This is a genomic window from Paenibacillus sp. BT-177 (genome assembly GCF_025846815.2).
In the GTDB taxonomy this organism is placed as follows: domain Bacteria; phylum Bacillota; class Bacilli; order Paenibacillales; family Paenibacillaceae; genus Paenibacillus; species Paenibacillus polymyxa_C.
Window position 1 is genome coordinate 59,387 of sequence record NZ_JAOYTP010000001.1, and the last position, 21,237, is coordinate 80,623.

28 protein-coding genes and 1 riboswitch are annotated in these 21,237 nt (G+C 37.7%); of the genes, 9 read left to right on the forward strand and 19 right to left on the reverse strand.

Translation table 11 applies throughout. From position 1 onward, the window contains the following. Positions 1 to 36 precede the first annotated feature (36 nt). The 3 genes from OIU26_RS00230 to OIU26_RS00240 form a co-directional block, all read right to left on the reverse strand. On the reverse strand, positions 37 to 546 hold the full coding sequence (locus OIU26_RS00230) for a hypothetical protein (protein ID WP_013371492.1): 510 nt from the start codon (positions 544 to 546) through the stop codon (positions 37 to 39). Between the two features lie 112 nt (positions 547 to 658). Next, a complete protein-coding gene (locus OIU26_RS00235; protein ID WP_016821948.1) occupies positions 659 to 865 on the reverse strand; it encodes a DUF896 domain-containing protein in 207 nt (68 codons plus the stop codon). A 108-nt stretch (positions 866 to 973) separates the two neighbouring features. Further along, a complete protein-coding gene (locus tag OIU26_RS00240; protein ID WP_264215612.1) occupies positions 974 to 1,342 on the reverse strand; it encodes a LysM peptidoglycan-binding domain-containing protein in 369 nt (122 codons plus the stop codon). 191 nt (positions 1,343 to 1,533) lie between these two features. Here OIU26_RS00240 and lexA point away from each other — a divergent pair, with 191 nt between their 5' ends. The 3 genes from lexA (at position 1,534) to OIU26_RS00255 (ending at position 2,925) form a co-directional block, all read left to right on the forward strand. Continuing rightward, the gene (lexA, locus tag OIU26_RS00245) at positions 1,534 to 2,160 is read left to right on the forward strand and encodes a transcriptional repressor LexA (RefSeq protein WP_013310545.1); all 627 of its coding nucleotides are present in this window, start codon (positions 1,534 to 1,536) and stop codon (positions 2,158 to 2,160) included. A 418-nt stretch (positions 2,161 to 2,578) separates the two neighbouring features. After that, on the forward strand, positions 2,579 to 2,743 hold the full coding sequence (locus tag OIU26_RS00250; RefSeq protein ID WP_016821950.1) for a hypothetical protein: 165 nt from the start codon (positions 2,579 to 2,581) through the stop codon (positions 2,741 to 2,743). 41 nt (positions 2,744 to 2,784) lie between these two features. Continuing rightward, on the forward strand, positions 2,785 to 2,925 hold the full coding sequence (locus OIU26_RS00255) for a hypothetical protein (RefSeq protein ID WP_013371496.1): 141 nt from the start codon (positions 2,785 to 2,787) through the stop codon (positions 2,923 to 2,925). Between the two features lie 99 nt (positions 2,926 to 3,024). Here the strand turns inward: OIU26_RS00255 and OIU26_RS00260 are convergent, their stop codons facing one another. Further along, positions 3,025 to 3,516, reverse strand: a complete 492-nt coding sequence (locus OIU26_RS00260; RefSeq protein WP_264215613.1) for a DUF2798 domain-containing protein — start codon at positions 3,514 to 3,516, stop codon at positions 3,025 to 3,027. 172 nt (positions 3,517 to 3,688) lie between these two features. Between OIU26_RS00260 and OIU26_RS00265 the strand changes: the two genes are divergently transcribed. Next, on the forward strand, positions 3,689 to 4,072 hold the full coding sequence (locus tag OIU26_RS00265) for a PLAT/LH2 domain-containing protein (RefSeq protein WP_264215614.1): 384 nt from the start codon (positions 3,689 to 3,691) through the stop codon (positions 4,070 to 4,072). 152 nt (positions 4,073 to 4,224) lie between these two features. Here the strand turns inward: OIU26_RS00265 and OIU26_RS00270 are convergent, their stop codons facing one another. Together OIU26_RS00270 and OIU26_RS00275 are read right to left on the reverse strand one after the other, a co-directional pair. Continuing rightward, the gene (locus OIU26_RS00270; RefSeq protein WP_264215615.1) at positions 4,225 to 4,644 is read right to left on the reverse strand and encodes a hypothetical protein; all 420 of its coding nucleotides are present in this window, start codon (positions 4,642 to 4,644) and stop codon (positions 4,225 to 4,227) included. Between the two features lie 186 nt (positions 4,645 to 4,830). Further along, complete coding sequence (locus OIU26_RS00275; protein WP_137078646.1) at positions 4,831 to 5,286, reverse strand: MarR family winged helix-turn-helix transcriptional regulator; 456 nt, start codon at positions 5,284 to 5,286, stop codon at positions 4,831 to 4,833. Positions 5,287 to 5,442: 156 nt separating this feature from the next. Here OIU26_RS00275 and OIU26_RS00280 point away from each other — a divergent pair, with 156 nt between their 5' ends. Next, on the forward strand, positions 5,443 to 6,321 hold the full coding sequence (locus tag OIU26_RS00280) for an SDR family NAD(P)-dependent oxidoreductase (RefSeq protein WP_264215616.1): 879 nt from the start codon (positions 5,443 to 5,445) through the stop codon (positions 6,319 to 6,321). Positions 6,322 to 6,373: 52 nt separating this feature from the next. On the opposite strand, the gene OIU26_RS00285 is transcribed toward OIU26_RS00280, so the two are convergent. The 6 genes from OIU26_RS00285 to OIU26_RS00310 form a co-directional block, all read right to left on the reverse strand. Further along, entirely contained in the window at positions 6,374 to 6,535 is a 162-nt protein-coding gene (locus OIU26_RS00285; RefSeq protein ID WP_264215617.1) for a hypothetical protein, read from the reverse strand. 270 nt (positions 6,536 to 6,805) lie between these two features. Then, positions 6,806 to 7,186: a hypothetical protein gene (locus tag OIU26_RS00290; RefSeq protein ID WP_264215618.1), complete on the reverse strand. Its 381-nt coding sequence runs from the start codon at positions 7,184 to 7,186 to the stop codon at positions 6,806 to 6,808. A 263-nt stretch (positions 7,187 to 7,449) separates the two neighbouring features. Next, positions 7,450 to 7,584 (reverse strand): hypothetical protein, encoded by a 135-nt coding sequence (locus OIU26_RS00295; protein WP_264215619.1) that lies wholly within the window; start codon positions 7,582 to 7,584, stop codon positions 7,450 to 7,452. Between the two features lie 232 nt (positions 7,585 to 7,816). Then, entirely contained in the window at positions 7,817 to 9,229 is a 1,413-nt protein-coding gene (locus OIU26_RS00300) for a transcriptional regulator (protein WP_264215620.1), read from the reverse strand. Between the two features lie 349 nt (positions 9,230 to 9,578). Further along, positions 9,579 to 9,680, reverse strand: coding sequence for a YjcZ family sporulation protein (locus tag OIU26_RS00305; RefSeq protein WP_264215621.1), 102 nt, complete (start codon positions 9,678 to 9,680; stop codon positions 9,579 to 9,581). A gap of 192 nt (positions 9,681 to 9,872) precedes the next feature. Next, a complete protein-coding gene (locus tag OIU26_RS00310; RefSeq protein WP_264215622.1) occupies positions 9,873 to 10,754 on the reverse strand; it encodes a glycosyltransferase in 882 nt (293 codons plus the stop codon). A 603-nt stretch (positions 10,755 to 11,357) separates the two neighbouring features. Here OIU26_RS00310 and OIU26_RS00315 point away from each other — a divergent pair. Next, on the forward strand, positions 11,358 to 12,827 hold the full coding sequence (locus tag OIU26_RS00315; RefSeq protein ID WP_264215623.1) for an FAD-binding protein: 1,470 nt from the start codon (positions 11,358 to 11,360) through the stop codon (positions 12,825 to 12,827). A gap of 195 nt (positions 12,828 to 13,022) precedes the next feature. Here OIU26_RS00315 and OIU26_RS00320 read toward each other — a convergent pair whose 3' ends face one another. Both OIU26_RS00320 and OIU26_RS00325 read right to left on the reverse strand, forming a co-directional pair. Then, positions 13,023 to 13,130 (reverse strand): hypothetical protein, encoded by a 108-nt coding sequence (locus OIU26_RS00320; protein WP_016821960.1) that lies wholly within the window; start codon positions 13,128 to 13,130, stop codon positions 13,023 to 13,025. Between the two features lie 308 nt (positions 13,131 to 13,438). Next, positions 13,439 to 13,531, reverse strand: coding sequence for a YjcZ family sporulation protein (locus OIU26_RS00325; RefSeq protein WP_225683653.1), 93 nt, complete (start codon positions 13,529 to 13,531; stop codon positions 13,439 to 13,441). 222 nt (positions 13,532 to 13,753) lie between these two features. Beyond that, positions 13,754 to 13,854: riboswitch (guanidine-I (ykkC/yxkD leader) on the forward strand. Between the two features lie 86 nt (positions 13,855 to 13,940). Between OIU26_RS00325 and OIU26_RS00330 the strand changes: the two genes are divergently transcribed. Next, a complete protein-coding gene (locus OIU26_RS00330; protein ID WP_436449006.1) occupies positions 13,941 to 14,114 on the forward strand; it encodes a DMT family transporter in 174 nt (57 codons plus the stop codon). After that, the gene (locus OIU26_RS00335; protein ID WP_264216243.1) at positions 14,093 to 14,332 is read left to right on the forward strand and encodes an SMR family transporter; all 240 of its coding nucleotides are present in this window, start codon (positions 14,093 to 14,095) and stop codon (positions 14,330 to 14,332) included. The genes OIU26_RS00330 and OIU26_RS00335 overlap by 22 nt, the downstream gene beginning before the upstream one ends. Before the next feature lie 751 nt (positions 14,333 to 15,083). On the opposite strand, the gene OIU26_RS00340 is transcribed toward OIU26_RS00335, so the two are convergent. After that, positions 15,084 to 15,710: a hypothetical protein gene (locus OIU26_RS00340; protein ID WP_264215624.1), complete on the reverse strand. Its 627-nt coding sequence runs from the start codon at positions 15,708 to 15,710 to the stop codon at positions 15,084 to 15,086. Further along, a complete protein-coding gene (locus tag OIU26_RS00345) occupies positions 15,704 to 16,138 on the reverse strand; it encodes a hypothetical protein (protein ID WP_264215625.1) in 435 nt (144 codons plus the stop codon). Before OIU26_RS00345 ends, OIU26_RS00340 begins: the two co-directional genes overlap by 7 nt. Before the next feature lie 1,174 nt (positions 16,139 to 17,312). On the opposite strand from OIU26_RS00345, the gene OIU26_RS00350 reads away from it, so the two are divergent. After that, a complete protein-coding gene (locus OIU26_RS00350) occupies positions 17,313 to 17,633 on the forward strand; it encodes a hypothetical protein (RefSeq protein ID WP_264215626.1) in 321 nt (106 codons plus the stop codon). 57 nt (positions 17,634 to 17,690) lie between these two features. Here OIU26_RS00350 and OIU26_RS00355 read toward each other — a convergent pair whose 3' ends face one another. The 3 genes from OIU26_RS00355 to OIU26_RS00365 form a co-directional block, all read right to left on the reverse strand. Beyond that, positions 17,691 to 18,500, reverse strand: coding sequence for a discoidin domain-containing protein (locus tag OIU26_RS00355; RefSeq protein ID WP_264215627.1), 810 nt, complete (start codon positions 18,498 to 18,500; stop codon positions 17,691 to 17,693). A gap of 104 nt (positions 18,501 to 18,604) precedes the next feature. Beyond that, positions 18,605 to 19,663, reverse strand: a complete 1,059-nt coding sequence (locus OIU26_RS00360) for a fibronectin type III domain-containing protein (protein ID WP_264215628.1) — start codon at positions 19,661 to 19,663, stop codon at positions 18,605 to 18,607. A 239-nt stretch (positions 19,664 to 19,902) separates the two neighbouring features. Beyond that, positions 19,903 to 20,964 carry a fibronectin type III domain-containing protein gene (locus tag OIU26_RS00365; protein WP_264215629.1) on the reverse strand — a complete coding sequence of 354 codons (1,062 nt, stop codon included), beginning with the start codon at positions 20,962 to 20,964 and terminating at the stop codon, positions 19,903 to 19,905. Positions 20,965 to 21,237 lie beyond the last annotated feature (273 nt).

A 21,237-nucleotide genomic window follows, 5' to 3' on the forward strand; every position in this document is an offset into this window, starting at 1 on the left:
ATACGGCCTTACTTACAGAGCTACAGGCTAAATCGGTTATTTTTTATCTACCTGTATCTGATTGGATAGTGCAAACTTTTCAAGACGCTCTGCGATGGCATCCGTATCGTAGCGTCCCAGTGATTTTGTAAAAATAAAATTACCGCCCTTCCCTTTTCTTTCAACGGTAACGTAACCCTTTTCAATTTTGATGGCTTTCATGTCCCCTGCCGTCATCGGCCGTTCTCTGCCACCTTTTAACATATAGAGGGTATCTTTTCCCACTTTTAAATAAGGACGGCGAATGAAGAAGATTACAGCCAGCATCAAGTACAAGCCAAATACCAGCCAGTCCATTCCCCGCATGCCCGTCTTAGTCAAAAAGTAACTCATAAGCATGTACAATACAGCAAGACCAGCCAGCATGATTGGCACAGTAATATTACGGCCACGGAAAATGTCCATTGCTGAACCTGCGCCGTTAATGGTTTGAATGCCTTGTTTCTTGCGCGTTTTATTTAAATGCGCTGTGTTTTTACGTACTTTTCTTTCAAATGATCGGGCCATCTCTCAATTCCCTTCCCAATAAATATTACATTAAAACAACTGCCTTAAAGCTGATCTATATAGATACCAGGAAAGATACCTAAAACAAGGCAAATGATGCAGGCTTTAGACATTAATGCTTCAGCCCGCCATTTCCCTTCGACGTATCATCGTCCACAAATTCAATGGTTTCAAGCTGCTGCCGAAAATTACGGCGAATGTTGCCTAAATAAATTTCCCGAAGGTTGGCGCGCTCTGTGGTTTCCTCTTCTGTCAATCCTTCGGCTTTTGCTTTGCGCGCTAATTCATTAATGCGCTGTACCAAGCTGTCTATATCCAAATTGTGTCCCCTCCATAAAAGCAAAGATATAATACACTTTGACATGTAGAAAAGAGCTTGTCAAGGCTCCCGCAATGCGCTCCTTGACAAGCTCTATAGTCTTATAGATCAGAAGTGTGGAAGCTTAAGCACCTGACCTGCCTGCACTCCCCGATCCTCCAAAGCGTTAATACGCATAATTCCTTCAATATATACCCGTGTATCCATTCGTTCCGGTTTATGATTCACAGCAATCTTCCATAACGTATCTCCAGGTTGTACGGTCAGCTTAATCACCTCTTTATTAGAAACTGAAGGTGCTGCGAAAACCGTAAGTACACCTGCCCCTGCAACCCAAACGATAATTACTAGAATAAGAAGCTTGAGTAAAAGAGTATTGGTAATAACCTGTAACAAACGCACCTTACTCTCTTTTCGGGTCTCCTGTAAATTCTCTAAGTTCATCGGGAAAATACTTTGATAAGTGCTATATTTCATAATTGGCCGCGTCCTCCAAACATTTGTTCTTATGTTTTTTTCACAATATAACACGAACATTTGTTTTATTCAATAGAAAACAGAACAAAAGTTCGTAAATATTTTTAGGGATTATTTAGAACTTATGTTTGTACGAACGGAGGTTCTATGCTATAATTTTCCCAAACGTTACTAAATGGGGTTGATACGGTATGTCTAAGATTTCGAGCCGCCAGCAGGCCATTCTTGAATTTATCCGCAATGAAGTGCGTCTAAAGGGATACCCCCCTTCTGTGCGCGAAATAGGCGAGGCAGTCGGATTGGCCTCCAGTTCTACGGTTCACGGTCATTTGGATCGTTTGGAGAAAAAAGGACTCATTCGCCGCGATCCTACGAAACCACGGGCTATTGAATTACTTGGTCAAGACGAATCGGATAACAGCAACTTGATTAATTACTCCATTAGTCGTGTTCCCGTCGTCGGCAAAGTAACCGCTGGTCTTCCTATTACGGCGACAGAAAATATTGAAGATTACTTTCCTCTTCCCCAACACTTTGTTGGTGAGGATAAAATATTCATGTTATCTGTTGTAGGCGAAAGCATGATTGAAGCTGGTATTGCTAACGGAGACTATGTAATCGTACGTCAGCAGCAGACCGCTGATAACGGAGACATTGTAGTAGCTATGACAGATGAAGACGAGGCTACAGTTAAAACCTTTTACAAAGAAAAAGATCATATCCGGCTTCAACCTGAAAATCCAGCCTTTGAACCGCTTCGCCTGACACACGTCAGCATATTGGGCAAGGTTGTTGGACTCTTCCGGGACTTCCACTGATTTATCGTGCTTTCTTCCCCGCTATACTACCACGAATATAAAACCGGCCGCCTAGGCGAGCCGGTTTTATATTGTTATTATGTTTACTATGTGTGTCTCACAACTATTCTTTCCTTTTCAGAAACCTATATTGTCTCTACTATTATATCCCCCCCATTATCCGAAATAGTCCCCTCTGATCTTGAACTGTTTACTTTTATTAGCTAAATAAATGGAAATTTGACTTATGTGAACCCACTGTAGCCTTCCCCTATAACGTAAAGTTGGGAAGGCGAACGCAGGCTAGCATAAGCTTTTTTTTAAAACATTTAGGAACATAGGTACTAGCTTCTTTTTGTCTTTAGTAGATTTATGCTGATACATTACTAGCACAATTGACATATGTATATAGCAGACCTAAAGTAAAGGAGTTATGCAGATGATCAGAAATAGAGTTAAAACGTATAAGCATCGCATCGGGAAAAACAGATATCTGGTCGTTAAAGTCTTTCAAGCCGCAGCTGCTAAAACAGGAAGCGGAAATGCACTCGCAACTAACGCATTAAATATCAAAATTTCCAAGCGTAAGCATAAACATCATTAAGATTTAACCGTACCTTCATTTCTTTGAAGGGAGGTGATATTATGAGCAGAAGACACAGCAACCGTGAATTGAGAAGAAGAAGATTAAACATCCGTTCCAACCAAAGAGCCACTGCGCGTGCAAGAGGTAACGCACTGGCTGTCAATCTGTTTAGCGTGAATGATGGACAACGCAGACGTTAATAATTATTTTCAAGCAAAAAGCAGGAAGAATTCTTCCTGCTTTTTTTGTGTTAAATGATCACCAAACTACCAATCCCGCCAGTTATAGCTTCTTCAAACTTATATCAGCTTTGGTCCTGCTTGCCCGCTTTTCTTTATAAATTTTATAAACAAGGCTCGAACAGCTGGACCCATAACCAATAATTGTAATGGATAGGCCACAACAAAGTTCTTTATAAAAATTTCTAAATATGCTTCAAATAATGAATGATCGCTAATAGCATGGCTAAGAATTGAAGTTAATAAACCGTAAAAAGACATAGAACAGGCCATTCCGAACACCATACATGTTGAAATCGTGATAACTAAAAATATTTTTTTGGATTTATCAAAAGGTAGACTCAAAGCAACTTTTTTGGCTATAGGACCCACGATATATAGATCTAATACGAGCGCTATAATAAATCCAATTAGAAATTCAACAGCAATGGTAATCAAGCTAATTTTTCCAATCAATCCGTTAATCAAAAGATTATAGAAGGTCATAATAATGACCATTCCAAAACACATAATAACCCCAAAGTAAAAGCTTTCCTTTTTAGTTGTTGGCATTAAATTCAACCTTTCATTTTTGATGTGATTATTTTAGCTGCAACAAAATTTTCATGTAAGTGAACTTTTTATGAACATATCATTCTGAAATTAATTAAAAATAAGAATATCTGACATATACAGATAAAATCCAACAAAAAAAAGTCAAGTAAAGCAATATTCTTCACAACCAATGAACTATGTACAAACCCATTACACATGTATAACATTAAATACAAATACTAGAAAGGTGACTGTAAATACAGTCAAACTTAAAGATGCTGGAACTGATTCTAATATCTCTATTACTTTGTATGGTTCAAATGGAGATTACGCTACCGCTACACTCAATGGAAGTTTTGAACAAGGAGATTCGGATACAACAAGAATTAGCACCAGCAACCTTGGTGACATCAGAAAAATTACGATCAGAACTGATGGATCTGGACATAAACCAGGTTGGAAAATCGCTAATATAAAAATTACTGGAAACGGGAAAACTTTTTCATTTGCAGGCCCTAACCGTTGGCTTGGCGATGGCGGTTCTCCAGATTCCGAAACACTTTTCCCTTCTTAAGAACATCACTTTCAACAATTACAATTTCTCTAAAAGACTCTGTCAATATTTGATGGAGTCTTTTTTTTTTGAGAAATCCCCACTACCTTAGCTGGTCGGGTGGGGATTTCGCTTATTTAGAATATTCACTTACACTACACATTAGGAATTTTCTAATATTTGATTATAGCTGATCCTGCTTTAGCCCACTCTTTGGATTCTAATTGAATCCATCCATATACTGGTGAGTCAGAGTTGATTTTTTGTTTTATCAGTGAAAGGTTTTCATAGTTGCTGGAACTGTAAAGCGACCCTGTTTTTGGCGCAACTTTTACTGTCAGTATATTTTTTATATTTGGTTCTTCATCAGTACTAGTCCAGACTAATCGATTATAATAATTAGCGTTAAATGGGTTTTCTAAACCACTAATCGAAAATTTCACTCTTTTCCCGACAATAGCTACATCTGTATATGCTGTGTCATCTTTATAAATTACTAATTGAGATGAAACTAATTCTTGATTAAAAGAGTTTGTATAGGTGTCATGGGTAACACTTGCTACTGGCTCGTATCTTAAATTGGTTCTGTGCAATACCATTAAGTTAACTGGTAAAACAGTTTAATGAAACAGACAATATATTTGGCTTTTTTTTGCTAAATATATTTTTACAGTCATATTGAGCTAACGTTCTCCATTAGCTCAATACATTCTTTGGAAAGTGACGATATTGTTTGCAAGTCTTTACATTCGGGTCACTTCTTAAGGTTGCGTTCCGTGTCAATTGAGTCCATTAAATTGCCTGAGCATTTGGATGAAATCATGAAGCTCTGTATCTTTCCAGTTCAAAATTCGTTCATAAAAAACGGACTCCTTTTCCTTTAGCGCATCAATTAATTGTTGTTGTCCATGCTCGGTAAGAGATAATACTATTCCCCGTCCATCACTTTGGGAGGCCTCTCTGTTCAAATACCCCAAAGACTGGAGCTGTTTGACAAGACGACTTACTGAACTTCGATCCATCGCAGTTGATTCTGCTAAAGTGGCGGCATTAGTTGGTCCATAAGAATACAGCCAACGAACAATGTGGAAGGCCGCAGGTTGTAAGGAGGAGTCAAATTTGGCAGCAGCTCTGACATTCAAGGCGTGTGAAGCACTGATAAGTGCGTTAAGCTGCTCGCCCAACTCAATCTCCAATTTTTCCCTTGGTCCATTTTTGACTTCATTATATTTCATCCTCAATCACCTTTCTCTCGATCAAAAACCCATAATAAATCGAATTTGATTGACATATATCAACCAAATTATTATAGTGGACATATGTCAATCAAAGGCGCTAAATCGCCGGATTGGAACTCCAATAAAATTGTAACACATGAAGGAGAAATGACGATGCCTAAAAATACTACTATTGTCATAACAGGTGCCACCAGTGGTCTTGGACAGCTAGTCGCAATTGAATTGGGAAGACGCGGCTGCTTTGACCTTGTTTTGACTGCCAGGAGTAAGGAACGTGCTGAAGCTACAAGAAAACAGATTGAGGTGTTTAGCCCATCAGCGAAGGTTGACTTTTTTTATGGAGATTTATCGGTATTGAAGGATGTTAAACGGGTCGGGGGTGAGATATCCGCCGCGTACCCTAAAATTGATGTGCTGTTAAACAATGCGGGTATCCATGCTTTTGAGCAACGTATCACTCCCGAGGGGTTTCCTGAAATGATTGCCATAAATTATTTATCGCCGTGGCTGTTAACACATACACTAAAACCGTGCCTGCAGAACGTAGACAAGGCTAGAGTTGTCAATGTTGCCTCCGAAGCTTCACGCCGTCATGGAGTTTTGAAGCTCCCCGAGGATTTAACGGATACAACTGCCTTTACCGCTCGTGGCTCATCGCCCATTTATGGAAAAACCAAATTATTGAATATTATGTTCACTGCTGAACTGGCAAGACGATGGTCGGATACAGGAATCAGTGTAAATGCACTAAATCCAGGATTCAATGTTACCGGATTGGGACGAGAACTTTGGTTTGCCCCTCTATTAGAACGATTGTTGAAGTTTCTTCGTCTTGGAGATCCGCGAAGAGGAGCAGATATCATCACCCGATTGATTGTAGAGCCGGAATATCATAAAAAAACAGGTGGATACTTTAACGTCGGAACCGGGAAACCTATTGATCCGGTCTCACCTGGAGAAGATCCCAAGATGCAGCAAAAACTGTGGAAGGCCACAGAGGATTTGCTGGAACAGAAGGGATTCCTTTCATAAGAACTGATTGATGAAGGAATAAGACGGCAATATAACGTTGATAGCCCACACGTTATCGGTGACTCTGATAAGTTCGTAAATTGGTCAGCGTTCGCATTGGGCCGGGTTGGTGACTCCCCTTACTCAGCATAATATCGAACGGAACAAATAACCTTTTGTCTGTCGATCTGGTTCGATCTTTGGTCTCCCTACTGCTAGCCAGTTTTTTAGCCATTGTCATACACCAAGTATTCATTTCCTTTCTAACACAATCAAAAAAGAAGAAAAAGTTTCCTGACCTTCTTCCTTACAAGAGTTATCTTTTTTAGTACATAAAAAATAAGCCTCAGTTTAATCTGAGGCTCAGAGTTCCATATAGTATCTATTTACACTTCAGGCGACGTAACACGATCCTTTGGGTCACGACCCAAGCTTACTGTAATTGCGATATGCCTTGTGTCACTCTTGTCATTTCATACAAAATATTATATTCCTCTATAGTAATTTATTTTTTGTCATCTATTCTCCCGTATGCTTCTGCAGTTTCATCACCAGTAATAACTACGTAGAAATACCCCCCACTAGGTACGTCGACATAATCAGTAAATGATCTCCCACTCATAAAAGTATCAAAACTATATGTACCTATTGGGCCATACCTAGATGTGCCGTCAACAGAGTACATAAACATTATTGTAGCTTTACCTGGACCAGTATAACCACCACGTAATCTAACTTTTCCACCATTTGTATGAATAATGTCACTTTGAGCGTAGGTTTCGTTTTTCCACTTAGTTGTGGTTACGTAGCTGGAAGCTGAAACGCTTGTAGCAAACATTAAAAAAGCAGCAATCATGACTAGGAACATCGGTTTGAACTTCTTCATTGAGTATCCCCTCTCAGAATATGGTATGATTACATAATAAATCTACTATTCTAAGTGTGTCGAAGTAAGGGGAAACTTGTTGTAGATAAAAAACTCTCCGGCTGCTTACGAAAGAAATAGAGACCGTTAATCAACGATTGGAGTTACTCTCAATAGAGAAATTATTGTTGTTGGCTATACCATTTCCGAAGTTAATTTATATTTGCTTGGTGATATCGGCTATGATCAGATATGTGCCAGATTCCAATAAATTAATCACAAAATTATAATCCGCTAAGAGCGCTTTGCTGCATATCTTGAACGATGGATTTTAATCGGTTGTAATTACCCTCCACCATTGAATAAAAGATGCCCACCTGCGGTGTCATAGATTCAGACCCTCTTAGATCAAAAATCATTAAACAACCTCATTTCATGGGAAGATACAATTTGTCATAACTTTGTGCCATCAAAATATTTATATGTATACTTTAAAACTGAACACTCAGTGACTCATTCGGGGCATAGTGTAACAATTCCTTTAACCAAAAAGCTCTACCAACCATAAGGTTAGCAGAGCTTTGTGCTTAAGCACCTCCAATTTGTACAAGGATCTGAATATGTTGCGTCAGGACGGGAAAAAATAAAAAGCTACTCGCAACGATTAATAGTGTCATTTTTTTCAACATTGTCTAACCACACCTTTTCTAATAGTTTGAAATACTCTTCTTTGATCTCTAAAGACGCATATGCTTGGAAATGTGCAAAGAGACCCGTACAGTTTATAAAGTATGTTTCATTGTTTAGTATATGTGCTTTTACCATTGCACATAATAATTGTTTAAAACCATCACTGTACTTCTTCCTATTTAAATTATAATAGGCCATTTCATAACAAAACAATGCAATATAGTCAGGTACCACTTGTTGGGTGTACATATCAGTAGATGTCGGGAGTTGAGTAGAGGCATCAATGTCTATTTTAAACCTTGTAAGTACACCATCTACATCCAAATTGTATCGGTTAGCTACTATTATAATGTTCAACAACTTTGAGAGCTTCTCACTTTCATTGGAGGTTGTTCCTATATATTCAACATAGTCTAGCAGCACACTAGTATCTCCGGACATAAGTTTATTAACATAAGTGTTACCTTCCGCCCAATGCTGAAACAAGCTAATCCAGTATTGGGTATCTTCATCAGTCTCTTTGACCCAATCCAAGTCTGTGTAGGCGTATGTATATTGTAAAGCTTGTTGATAGTCGCCTCGGGCTTCACAGGCACTTGCACACAACAGGTCAGCATAGGTAATATACACAAACATAGGGCGAGTTAGCTTCTTAGTAGATTCAGTGCGTTCTCGGCTGTTCTGTTGATGTTTCAAAGTGTATTGGATTTCCGCTTTAGCTCTCATTTTTATCGCCATTTCCTCAACCTTATCCCATTTACGCAAAGACCTGTACACATTAGCTAAGTCCTTCAATGCATCAAGTTGTTCTATTTCATCTAGGCGCTCGACATAAGGCTCGAAAAGTATGGCTGCCCTAAGATTGCGGCTTTGATCGTCATCAATCTGAATCGTGAAAATACGATATTGACAGATGGCCAAGCGTTCAGAATGTTGATATTTTTCCACTTCTGCTACACTTTCATAGAGCAATAGTGCAGCATCATATCGTCCCTGCGCTAACAATTCTTCTGCAATGTCAAATAGCTTGGGTGAGTAGAGTAGATTGTCCATGATAGCTCCCACCACTCGACGGATCGCATCCAACTTGTCCAACTCTGCACAGCGATACAAAAATGGTTCGATTCGCCTCATATTAGGGGGAATGTCGATAATATAGTTTTCTACATATAAGTCGTAAAAATAGCCTTCTGGTAAACCCATAGCCTCAGTGATTCTATCAATTTGGTTAACAGACATAGAACTATTTCCTGTTACAATGCCACTTACTATCCCCCTATTAATGCCTGCGATATGCCCGAATTGCGTTAGGTTCAGACCCTCTTGTTTTAGGTATCTATCTAATTCCGCCCGAATCGTAGGTGTATGCTTCATGTCATATCCACCCTTCACATAAAAATTCCAAAATTTTTATATTATTGTTATCTATTTTTCTCTAAAATTGACCATATGTCAATATATTATTCGAATAATGTGAGATTTCATTTTTAACATAAAATGAAATAAAAAAACTTCGGTAAGTAAGGTTTATGCTGATCACTGACAGTAGAACCCAATAAGCGCAACAACCTATTATGGCAGGGTTCCCCAAATAGGCTGTAAAAACTTAGTTAACCAAAAGGGAGAATACTATGGTTACTGCCAAATAACCTATGCGCCATTGGGTTCAACTTTTACCATCTTAAAAAAAGTGAAGTGTGTTACATTATAATTTTTCACAAAATTAAATCCAAAATGCTTTAGTAATTATAACCAAGAGGATAAAAAGCACCAAAATTGCCGCTGTAGAAGTCCACATACCGTAGCCACCTTCACATGCACCCATGGTTTTAACCTCCTTTAATTGTTGTACTTCTAATATATGTATAGATACGTTTTGTGACAGGGCATACAGACAAACAAAACAAAGGCTCAACCAGCTAAACCGGCTGAGCCTAATCATCTTTTTGTAAAAGCATTACAAGCTTGTGCCACTAGAGTATCTCCGATCCAATCGGATCACTTGCTTAGCTCTCTGTCAATAAGGAATATGGGATATGCACCGTGAAAACGCCATGTTTAATAGTTCCTGGTTATAAACTAAATACTTATTGTTTTGGTCCAGCACCCAGTTGGCAAAACCTAAAGCTCTGGTGTAGCTACCATAATCGTAGGGATTAATTTTAAACTCAAGAATATCCAGCATAATCTGGTTCTCTTCATCTGATAATTCCAAGCCCAACTTACTAAACTGTCTTTGACGAATTCTCCGAGCAGTAGCATCTTGTATAGCTTTGTGCTGATTGGACACTTGTCCATTATGTTGACGATAATACAATACGTTTATGGGGAGGTTCGCCATTTGTACTTGGAAAGCTAGTCGGTTCCACAATTCGTAGTCTTCGGCATGGGGATAATTACTATCATATTGAATGCCAAGCCGACGGATCATGCTATTGCGCATGATTATAGCCGGATGGCAGATACAACAATGAAATAGCAACCATGTTTTTATTTCGTCATGACTGGCCGGATTTACCTTTATTGATCCTCCACTAGATGAAGTAAAAGCAGCACCGCATACATCAATCAATGGATTTTGATCCATAAATGCGATTTGAATAGCTAGTCGATCTGGCGTAGAAATATCATCGCTATCCATACGAGCGATATATTCACCATTGGCCCTTTTTAATCCTTCGTTTAAAGAAGCGATTAACCCTCGATTGGTATTATGGAAGATTTTTATCACTCTAGGGTCTGATATTTGTGAAATAAGAAAGGTAGATCCATCTGTCGAACCATCATCAATAACAATTAATTCAAAATCCGAATAAGTTTGAGCTAAAATACTGTGTATTGCTTCCAAGACAAAAGCCGCATTATTGTAAACTGGCAGTATGACCGAAGCTCGTGGCACAATATTCCCTCCCTTTCATATTTTAAAAATAGAAGCAGTAATAAAATCACAAAGCAGCTCCCCTATTTTTGATAGCTGTTCCTTCTATATTCTTATGTTCTAAGATATGTTCTGAAATATATTTCGAAGCGGCTTCCCGGTAATATAATATGCCCTTTTGAAAATTTAGAAGCTTTCCACTCCTAGAAAGCCAATCCTCTTATCAAAAGACACCTCCCTATAATTAATTAACAGAAAAAGATTCGCTAGTGCCATCAAAGATTGATTGGTTTGAATATTCAAGCCTCAAAGTCGAGTTATTTACTTCTAAGATAACATTGACAAAATAAGTAATAAATTTGTACAATTAGGAAAAATATTTTACTTTGATTCCATTCTTCATCGGTAATAAACACATTTTAAAGAGAAGGAATATTTTCTTAAATATGGGTATAATGGCTCTTTTTTGCCTCTCCTTTTGCAAATGTGCTCGTATTCAATTTAACGTAAGGAGATTAGTTAGATATCACGGCTCCATATACTACTGTATATCTATATCTAAGTGGAAAACGGACTGTGAGATTCAGCCGAAGATCATATCTGCATCTTAAAAAGGGAGATAGAATGATGGAACGAAATGTAACATTCGTAGAACACTACACTCCAATTTTGATTGTCGGTACGGGTATCTCGGGGCTTGCTGTCGCTTATTATTTATCGAAAAACAATATCAAGTATACCATTACAACAAAAAAGAGTGCGCCCAAACAAAGCAACTCCTTTCTTGCAGCCGCAAATACACGTGTTCCATCGGAGAATGATATTAACAATATTATTAATCTTACGATTAATAAATGTGGAGCAGATCGAACGGTTATTGAAACGCTATATAGAAACTCCAACATGGTTATAAATTTTTTCGAGGAATTAGGAATCTCTTATGAGAAAACATCTTTTGGTATCATGCCTGAATGTTTGATTAAATCACAGGGAGGAAAAAAATTAATTAATTGTTTGTTACAACATATTGAACAACCGCTATGTAATAAAATTTTGATTAATTTGGAAAAGTATAATGATGGAATTATAGCATTATTTTATGACATACAATTAGATCAATTTATCAGGATATATACTAATTATTTGGTATTAGCTACAGGAGGATATGCGGGACAATTTAATTACAATGATAATTCACCGGGTTCGACTGGAGAAACGCTTATCCTAGCTAAAAAAATAGGTGCAAGATTAAAGGGAATGTCTACTGTAATGTCTCATCCTTGGTCAATATATAATGGAAGACAAATTTTATTGGGCGGAGTTGTATCTTTAAGTCAAGGGAAAATAGTAGATGAGAAAGGAATTCAACTATTAAAAGATGAGTATATTTGTGATGCTATTGCTCGAGATGATTACCACGAAATGATTGACGAGATTTTACATTTTGAACTAGATTGCATCAAGCAAAAAAAGGATATGTACTTGGATATGAGCCATGCTGATGAAAATATATTGAATGAAAGATTTAAAAAATATGGGTTTAGCACTAAGGTGGTTAAAAATAAAAGAATCAAAATCACACCAACAATGCACTATTCTTCAGGAGGAATCGAAATCAATGCTAATGCTGAAGTTATAAACTTGAATCGTGTTTTTGCTACTGGAGAAGCTCAATTTAATGGTGATCTTGGTATGGGAAGAATCCCCGGGCAAGCATTTGCAGCGGGTATCGTTTTCGGTAAATTAATTGCTGACAAAATAGCTAATGAAGGTGTCTTCAATACTCAATACCCGATTACATTTAAAGATCCACTTGAACCTATGCAACTGTACTCAAAAGAAAATAATGACTTTCCAATTGAAGAGTTTCAGAAAAAGTTGTCAACTCTAATGGTGGATCTGATCGCTTCTGATTCATCTGTGGTTTCTCTATCACTCCATAAAAGAGAAATACAAGAAAGTCAAAACATAATATTGAGTAGCGCAAGAGGATCAGGAAAACGATATGAGGATATTTTAACATTATTTTTTGGATATTTTGTTGCGTTAGAAATTATAGAAGATCTTGAAGAAAAGGCATTCGGTATAGGCTAATAAACCCTTCAATGAGACGTTCCCCTTTCCGACGAAACCCAATAAGCGCAAAACTATTATGGCAGAAATTCAGCAAGCACCCACCAAAAGAACAGCGAATGCTGTGGCTATTGCCAAATAGCTTATGCGCTTACTGGAATCAACCTTTTACAATCCATGAGTGAAGTGATATTATCCAACAGTTCTTTTCACAAATTAAACCCAAAGTGATTTAGTGATGATAACTAAGAGAATAAAGAGCACTAAAATTGCCGCTGTAGAAGTCCATACACCGCCGCCGCCATTACCTTCATATGCACCCATGCCTTTTAACCTCCTTTATCTGTCGTCACTTTAATATATGTAAGAATATATTCTGTGATAGGGCATGCTGGTAATTAAAAAACACCACAGAAACAGGCACCATTGATAAAAATACCATTGATGCATGAAAGTGGATCATAGCGCTTCTGAGTTATTAAAGCTAATCAAGAAAATGCTCAAATAAAACAAGCTCTACTAACCTTAATCGGTCGGCAGAGCTTGTTATCTAATCTGATTTCGGACAGATTACCAAAGAAATAAGGGTATTGAACTTGTTGATGGAGCACTATACAATTTTCTTCACAAAATTAAACCCAACACGATTTAAGGATGATAACCAAAAGGATATAAAGCACCAAAATTGCCGCTGTAGAAGTCCACACGCCTGCACATCCACTCATAGCTGTAGCCCTCCTTTAATTGTTTTCACCTTAATATATGTATAGCTACGACTCCGTGACCCGGCATTCAGTTAAATAGAAAATACACCCAACCAGGCGAATCCAGTGAAAATGCAGTTGTTGACTAAGCATCGGCGTTAAAGTAACTGGCAGGTTAGTGGTGGAGTGTAAATTGACTCACGTTACATCGCGTGTTAGTATGATTTTAGCCAATAACTGAATAAAAACGTTTTCTAGGGTTCCGCAATCGCAAGATTGGTCTGGTCCAAGAGAAAACGCACAGCCAAGTGGCTGTGACACGGAGGGATAAAAGCCTGGGAGATAACCGCATTGTGCGGTTTATTTTCCGGGCTTTTATCTTTTTCTTTTTTGCCCAATTTTTAATAAGAAGTTTAAGGAGGAGCGTGTTATGAACAAAACGTGGTTTTCAGTCATTGTGGCGGCTATATTCGAGGTTGCTTGGGTCAGTGGGTTAAAGCATGCGGATAGTTTTTTGGAATGGAGTGGTACAGTAATTGCAATTTACATCAGCTTTTATTTGATGATCAAGGCGGCTCGTTCATTAGCGGTTGGAAATCGCTGACTCTTTTGATTACTGGTTTTGGCCTAAGTTTTATATTTTTATCGTTGGCAATGCAAACACTCCCGATGGGAACAGCTTACGCTGTATGGACTGGAATTGGCGCTTCTGGAGGCGCTATCCTCGGCATGATCTTTTATAGTGAGCCCCGCGGTTTAATGCGCATTTTGTGTATAGGGTTGGTCCTTAGCTCTGCTGTGGGGCTGAAACTAGCTAGTTAAAAATATATATTGATGCAGCTCTAAAGTTCGTTTCCTGAGCAAGCTAACGATGAATGTTAATTTTAATGAAGCTACGGCAGTCTAGGATTATATTTCCTCTTCCAAGGCTGCCGTTGAAATAAAATTCTACGAGAGTTTAGAACTGAAATTGCAGAAACCAACCTCAGTGTCATCTTCAAAACGCAATTGATCAAAATTATGAAGTCGACAAAATATATTAGGTAAATCTCTAATATTAAGAGTCAACATTTTGGCTTGTATAACTTTTGATAAAGTTCTTCTTGTGTGCATATAGGACTTGTGAACAAGCTAGAACCCCCTTGCCACCATATTTGCTTATGGTATCCTCTACTTTTCCATTAATTTATTGAATATCTCTCTATCTTTGGAAGTAAAGTCGGAAATCCGTTTCTTTTGCTCGTACGTGTTGGTACTTGAATCCAATTTAATGAAGCTATTTTCACCAACCACGTATACGATATTTTTTTTATCTTATATGACACAATATTATCAACAGTATTTTCCAGCGGATCAGCAAGATGATTATAAAGAATTAATGGGTCGTGCGGCCCCCCTCTATAAATTTGAAAAGTCCCGTCACCAAAATATTCTACGGTATCTTTGCCTGATGGGTATTTATACTTCGTATTATCCCCCAAATTCACTAAAAAAATTATAGTAGTAGTTATAACTAGTAGAGAGAGCAAGATCAAAATAAAGATATATCTACGCTTCATTTGCAATTCACACCTCACTTCCAGGCTTTTCTTGTATCAGTTACTGTAACATAAGATGTATACTCATTGATCGTTCCCCATGATTCCATTAAATTTGTTAGATTGGCCGCAGCCCAACCGAGTTTGTTGTGCCCAGTAAACATTTGTTTAAAATTATACTCGAAATTATATATATCATAATATTTTGTATTAATTCTCCATTCTCCGTCGATGTAATTTCCACTTATTTCATAATACATATTATGAAAAGCATTATATAAATCTTTATCACTTTCTAATCCCTTAGAACCATTATATGAAAAACTTTTAACTTTATTAGCGTTAGCTTTTTTGACTTCTTCATTAACTATTGCGATGTGCTCTTTAGATTTTTTAATTTGCTGTGCCTCATACGACCACCCGTTAAAGTGTAAATTTCCTGGTTTGTAGTCAAGTGAATGTTGAAGTAAATTGGCTGTGATGTCCCCGTACTTCTTTCGAGCTATAGGAACAGCTACTAATGCAAATGCTTTACGATCAGGATAATATATTACAGTATCTGTTGAATCTTTTACCTTCTCTACGCCTCGCACCCAAGTCTTTTCTATTTCTACCATCGGATTTTCAAACGGAAAAGTATGATTTCCTGCATACACTAACATATTCTTATTTTTCCCAATTGATCTTCTTTTTGTTTTAAAACAAGTTCAAACTTAAGGATCTCTTTGCTAGTATCAATCTGTTCTTGATACTTATCTACATAAGCGTGTGTAAACGTAATATCTCGGATTGTATTTTCATTTCTAACGATTTGGACATTACATTTGCGATAGTAATCCTCACTATCAGGTTTATATTCTGTGGTTGCCCATGTATACAGCATGTTGGAATTATCCGCATTGTCTATAACTGAAGGAAGCGAATGAAGCGGAATTTTGCTTTGAATATGTAGCGAATGAGCCAAGTTTGGAGACTTAGCTGAAAGTTTTATGGAACTATTATTATTATAAGTAAAGCCAATGATCTCACCATTTACAAACTCGATTGGTTCACCACCGGACTTGCGTTCTATTCTTAATGAAATGCTCATTGTAATAATCTCCTCTGTTAATTCAATCTAGTTTTTTTAGGAAAAATTTGTAAAAAAATCTAATTTCCAAATATTAATATATATGAAAAACATTAAATAGTAAACATATTTTCAACGTGCTAAAGGACGTAAAAAAAGCCCCGGTTACCTAGGGCCTTTTATGTACTGCAGAAATAATATTCTCCAACTTAACCCAGCTAAAATCACCTTCACCGTGTGGCAGCCGTACGTGAGTTGTAGGAATTTATTAGCGCTTGCTTGATTAGCTGCACTTTCTGATTATCCAATTCTGGCTTGCCGCGCCGTTAACTGTCGTTCATGAGTTTTAGATACGCTTCCTTATATTCCGGTATGATGCGGCTGCTTTCCCCTAATCCATTACCTTCGAGTCTTATTGACATGACATGTATGCAGCCTCCTGATGTGTTATGGACAAATTATATTCTGAGTACAGAAAAATAAACTTCAGATCATTGGAGGTTTAATACCGTATAATGCCTATTTCCAGACGAGGAAATGTAATGATCATTTGGCACCATCCCAGCCCTCTATGATTACAATATAGAGCGTATCCGTCTTCGCTCAGCAGAATAATTGTAGGGTATTGGTAGTAGCGTTCGATATCAGGTAACAAAGCATTTAACTTCTTTGTTACCCGGCGTTTCTGTATCTATACAGATCAAAACAATGAACGACGAAAGCGGACACAACTATTATGCAACAATTACGGAATAGACGTTACCAAAGTTACCCTAAACTTTTGCAGAAGTTTACGATGGTGCACGTGAAGCCATGGAAAGATTATGGGGGCGATATTCCTGAGCCAGTAGGATAAGACAAGAACAGCAGTAAATTTAATGTGTGTATTCCTAAAAGCCTACGTCGTCCATTGCCAAAAGGGGCTACCGAAAATTCTCCCTTGAACCAGCATTGCCTTTACAAATTGAGCAAATGAGGGATTTACAATAAAGTTCGTCCCCCCTATTACCCCAGTCTAAACAGACGCATCGCAGTTCGTGCCAACCTCAAACGGCAAGTCATTCACCGCATTGGTGCCAAGATGCTAAAGGCTAACTGCGAGTTCCAAAAAAACAGTTATCAATAAAGCGTACAATCACAGCACGTTGATACATTTAAACTAATCAGGAAATTATCCAAGTAGGAGGAAATAACCATGGCATTTGAAGGTTATGGAGAAGACAAGCGAGAACATTGGTTTGACTGGCCATTCCCCTTGTCGGTATCAATACTGTATGTGGATGCGGATGTGGATGAAGCAGAAACGAAATGGTATCTCATTGACGAACAAGAAAAATACTTGATCCGAATTAGGGATGAAAAGCAAATTGAACTGCTTCATCACTGCATGTATGGAGTCTTGTTAAATGACGAGAAGATCAACTGGATTATTGATAAAAATGGCGGTAGATTTACCTATCACGATAGTGTGCAAGATTTTATCAAATTCCAGAAAGAATACCTTGATACACTATAAGAGGCGTGAACAGTTAAAAGCTCTACCGACCAATTAAGGTTAGCAGAGCTTTTAAATTTATTTAGAATATTCACTTACTTCAAATGTTAGGATACGATCATACAGCATGTAGTCCTTACGGCTACTGAACGGGCCTTTATTGTTATCGTGCTTATTAATGGCATATGAAGCCGATCCAGAACCAGCCTGCTTACCTTCGTACCAAGCGATAAAGTCATTTACCTCTTTCATGCTCAGATCGAATTCTTTCTCCAAGCCAGTTGTCATGGTGACTACTAGAATAGCACGATCCCCGTTTGAAGTTTGGTCCGGGTCCTCTGTTCCTGGATTAGGAGTGGAACTCGATACTTTAGACATCATCTCTAATTCGCTAAGAGCTAGATACTGACTTCCATTATTGCCTGTAATATTAATTCTATAATTTTTGTATGAATTAGGGTTAGAGAAAGTGAATTTTTTGGGAGTGCTATCTACCCATCCAGTGATATTTGACTGAGTGTCTAGCACATTCCAAGTAACCCCATCATTTGAGCCTTCGAAAGTCCAATCTTTAGGGGCACGGTCAGTTGCCGTTGTCTGTGGATATATAACATACTGACTTATAACCACAGGAGTAGGAAAATCATATCTTAACCATGCTGTATTTACATTTGAACCCCATGCACTAGAAATAGTAGCAAAATCTCCGTCGAAAGCTCTATTTGCGGATGAAAATTCATTACTTGCGCTTGCCACACCAGATGGCAAAGTGTTAGATGTCATATTTGGAATTAAATTTTCTGAATACTCCGTCTCGGCCGCAAAAGCATTCGATAGGGGAAGGGATAAAAGAACTAAAAATAAAATTGTTATACATGCTTTTTTCATTAAGGTAATCCTCCAATATGCTTAATAGAATAAAAATAATTTAATCTAGTGATTGTTTCTAAACATAAATTTGCTGATCTATAAATATAATCTAATTTGCATATTTAGTATTCACTCACTTCAAACGTTAGGATACGATCAAACAGCATGTAATCCTTGCGACTGCTGAATGGACCTTTGTTGTTGTCGTGCTTATTGATTGCATGCGAAGCAGATCCAGATCCAGCCTGCTTGCTTTCGTACCATGAGATAAAGTCATTAACCTCTTTCATGCTCAGATCAAATTCCTTTTCCAAACCGGTAGTCATAGTGACTACCAGGATTGCACGGTTACCTGATGGTGATTGAGGATTAGAAGGCTCACCAGTCGATGGTTCATCAGGATTTGTTGTACCAGCCTCATTTGGTGTAACAGCCACTTCATTGGATATAACCGTCTCAACTCCATTAAAAATAGCTACTACTTGAAAGTAGTAAGTCGTCCCGTTCGTCAAATTTGGAACGACAAGGTTACCTTCTGTATCTTTTTCTACAGAGATTGAGTCAGAATATTTATTGGGTTGAGTTCCATAATTAATTTTGTAGTTTGTAGCTTCTTTAATTGCATTCCAGTTCAACTTAGCAGATGAATTCTGTGGCTGACCTGTAAGATCTATGGTTTCAAACGTTCCCAAAGTGATCTCGTTAAATGCTAACCAAGATGAACCACCATCTGCTTCAATTCTTATACCATTATATGCACCTTGCTTCACCTTAATAGGGGGTGCTGTTGTGTATGTAGCTTTCAGAGAATGAGTTGTGTTTTCGCTTATTTGTACCCACTTCCCACCTTCTAGTCCATAAATGGTGTATGAAACCGTCCTTACGGGCAGTGCCGCAGTGGTTATATGAACAAAATTAAATTCAATAGCGCTAGGAAAATTCAGTTCAATATTTCCTTTGTATGTACCTGCATTCCAAAACGTTCCGATGTCTCCATCTATTGAATTTTCCTCTACATAGTTGCTATAAATACTGCTGCCTTTTACAGTAGTTCCTTCTGGAGGTGAGAATCCCAACATTCCTTCAACTGTGTTTAATGTTGCTGCATGTGTAGCTGACGGTAGTACCATAATGCTAACTAGTAAAAAAGTTAAAACCGTAGCCATAAATTTCTTTGACATGATTATTAGCCCCCTATGAATTTCTTCTATATCCATAAAGATAGATTAACACTCTCATATTGTCTAAACATAAACTTGCTTATCTATAAATATAATCTAAATATTTTCATATTTATTTTTTATTGGATATTAGAATACTCTCGCTTTCACCAGTAATCCCTTCTTTACATCATCTACAAATCAAACTGATTAATGAGAAATGCTCTGCCGACCAATAAAGGTTAGCAGAGCTTTTAAATTTATTTAGAATATTCACTTACTTCAAATGTTAGGATACGATCATACAGCATGTAGTCCTTACGGCTACTGAACGGGCCTTTATTGTTATCGTGCTTATTAATGGCATATGAAGCCGATCCAGAACCAGCCTGCTTACCTTCGTACCAAGCGATAAAGTCATTTACCTCTTTCATGCTTAGATCGAATTCTTTCTCTAGACCAGTTGTCATGGTGACTACCAGAATTGCGCGGTTTCCTGTTGGTTGCTCAGGATCAGTTTGACCGCCTCCACCTTGGGGAGCTGCTGAAGCTTCATTGGAGTATTCTGAATCCACACCATTTACTTTAGCACTCACAACAAAGTAGTATTTTGTTCCGTTGGTCAGATCTGGAATGATGAAGTTTCCATAGGCATCTTTTGTTGCTGTTGCGGTTTCAGTATATTTGCCGGATTCTGTTCCGTATTTTACTGTATAGCTTTCTGCATTCTCGATTTGATCCCATTTTAAAGTAACTTTACTGTCGCCTGCAGAAGCATCTAAATTGAATGGAGCATTGATAGGTAATAATTCTCCGTCTTCTGCTATATCTATAGCATCAACTTCAAATTCCTTACCTGCTTGATTATTTGTCAATTTAACAATATGCTTACCTTTGTCTAAATTTAGTTTTTCAAACAAAATAACTCGATGTTTTACTGGTGAGCCATACGCTGAATAATTCATTATTTTCACACCGTCAATGTTCACTTCAATGTTATTAGATTGTAAAGTCCAGACTGGGGCTAGAACTCTAAGCTTTTCGCCAGTGAAAGCAAATGAAATTGTCGCGCCTTTGTCTTTACTATAATAATATCCCCCTTTATATGCTTGGTCTGGCTCATCGGATGGTACGAAAGCAAACACTCCATTTTCTCTCAAGATTGTCTTATAAGTATCATCAAATCTCTTCCAACCTACTTCTGGTTCTGTAAGCCTGTCCCCAACAGACGCAGCATAAATATTTGAATTTAATAGACTGACCGTTGCAAGTAAAAAAGCCCCGAATAATACTCCTATTTTTTTGATAAATCGTATTTTCACTATTATTTCCCCCTAGTAATTTAATGAACAGATACTAAGGTAATATATTCCTCAAAACATGTCTAAACATAAACTTGCTGATTTATAAATATAATCTAAATATTTGCATATTTATTTTTTATTGGGTATGAAACAGGTCTTACACCAGTTCCCCAGTTGAATCCTTTACCTCTACTCTAAATTCAAACTAGTCAAGAAAAAAAGCGCTGCCGACCAATTAAGTTAGCAGAGCTTTCTATTATATATCGCAAATAAGACTGCCTTTTATCAATT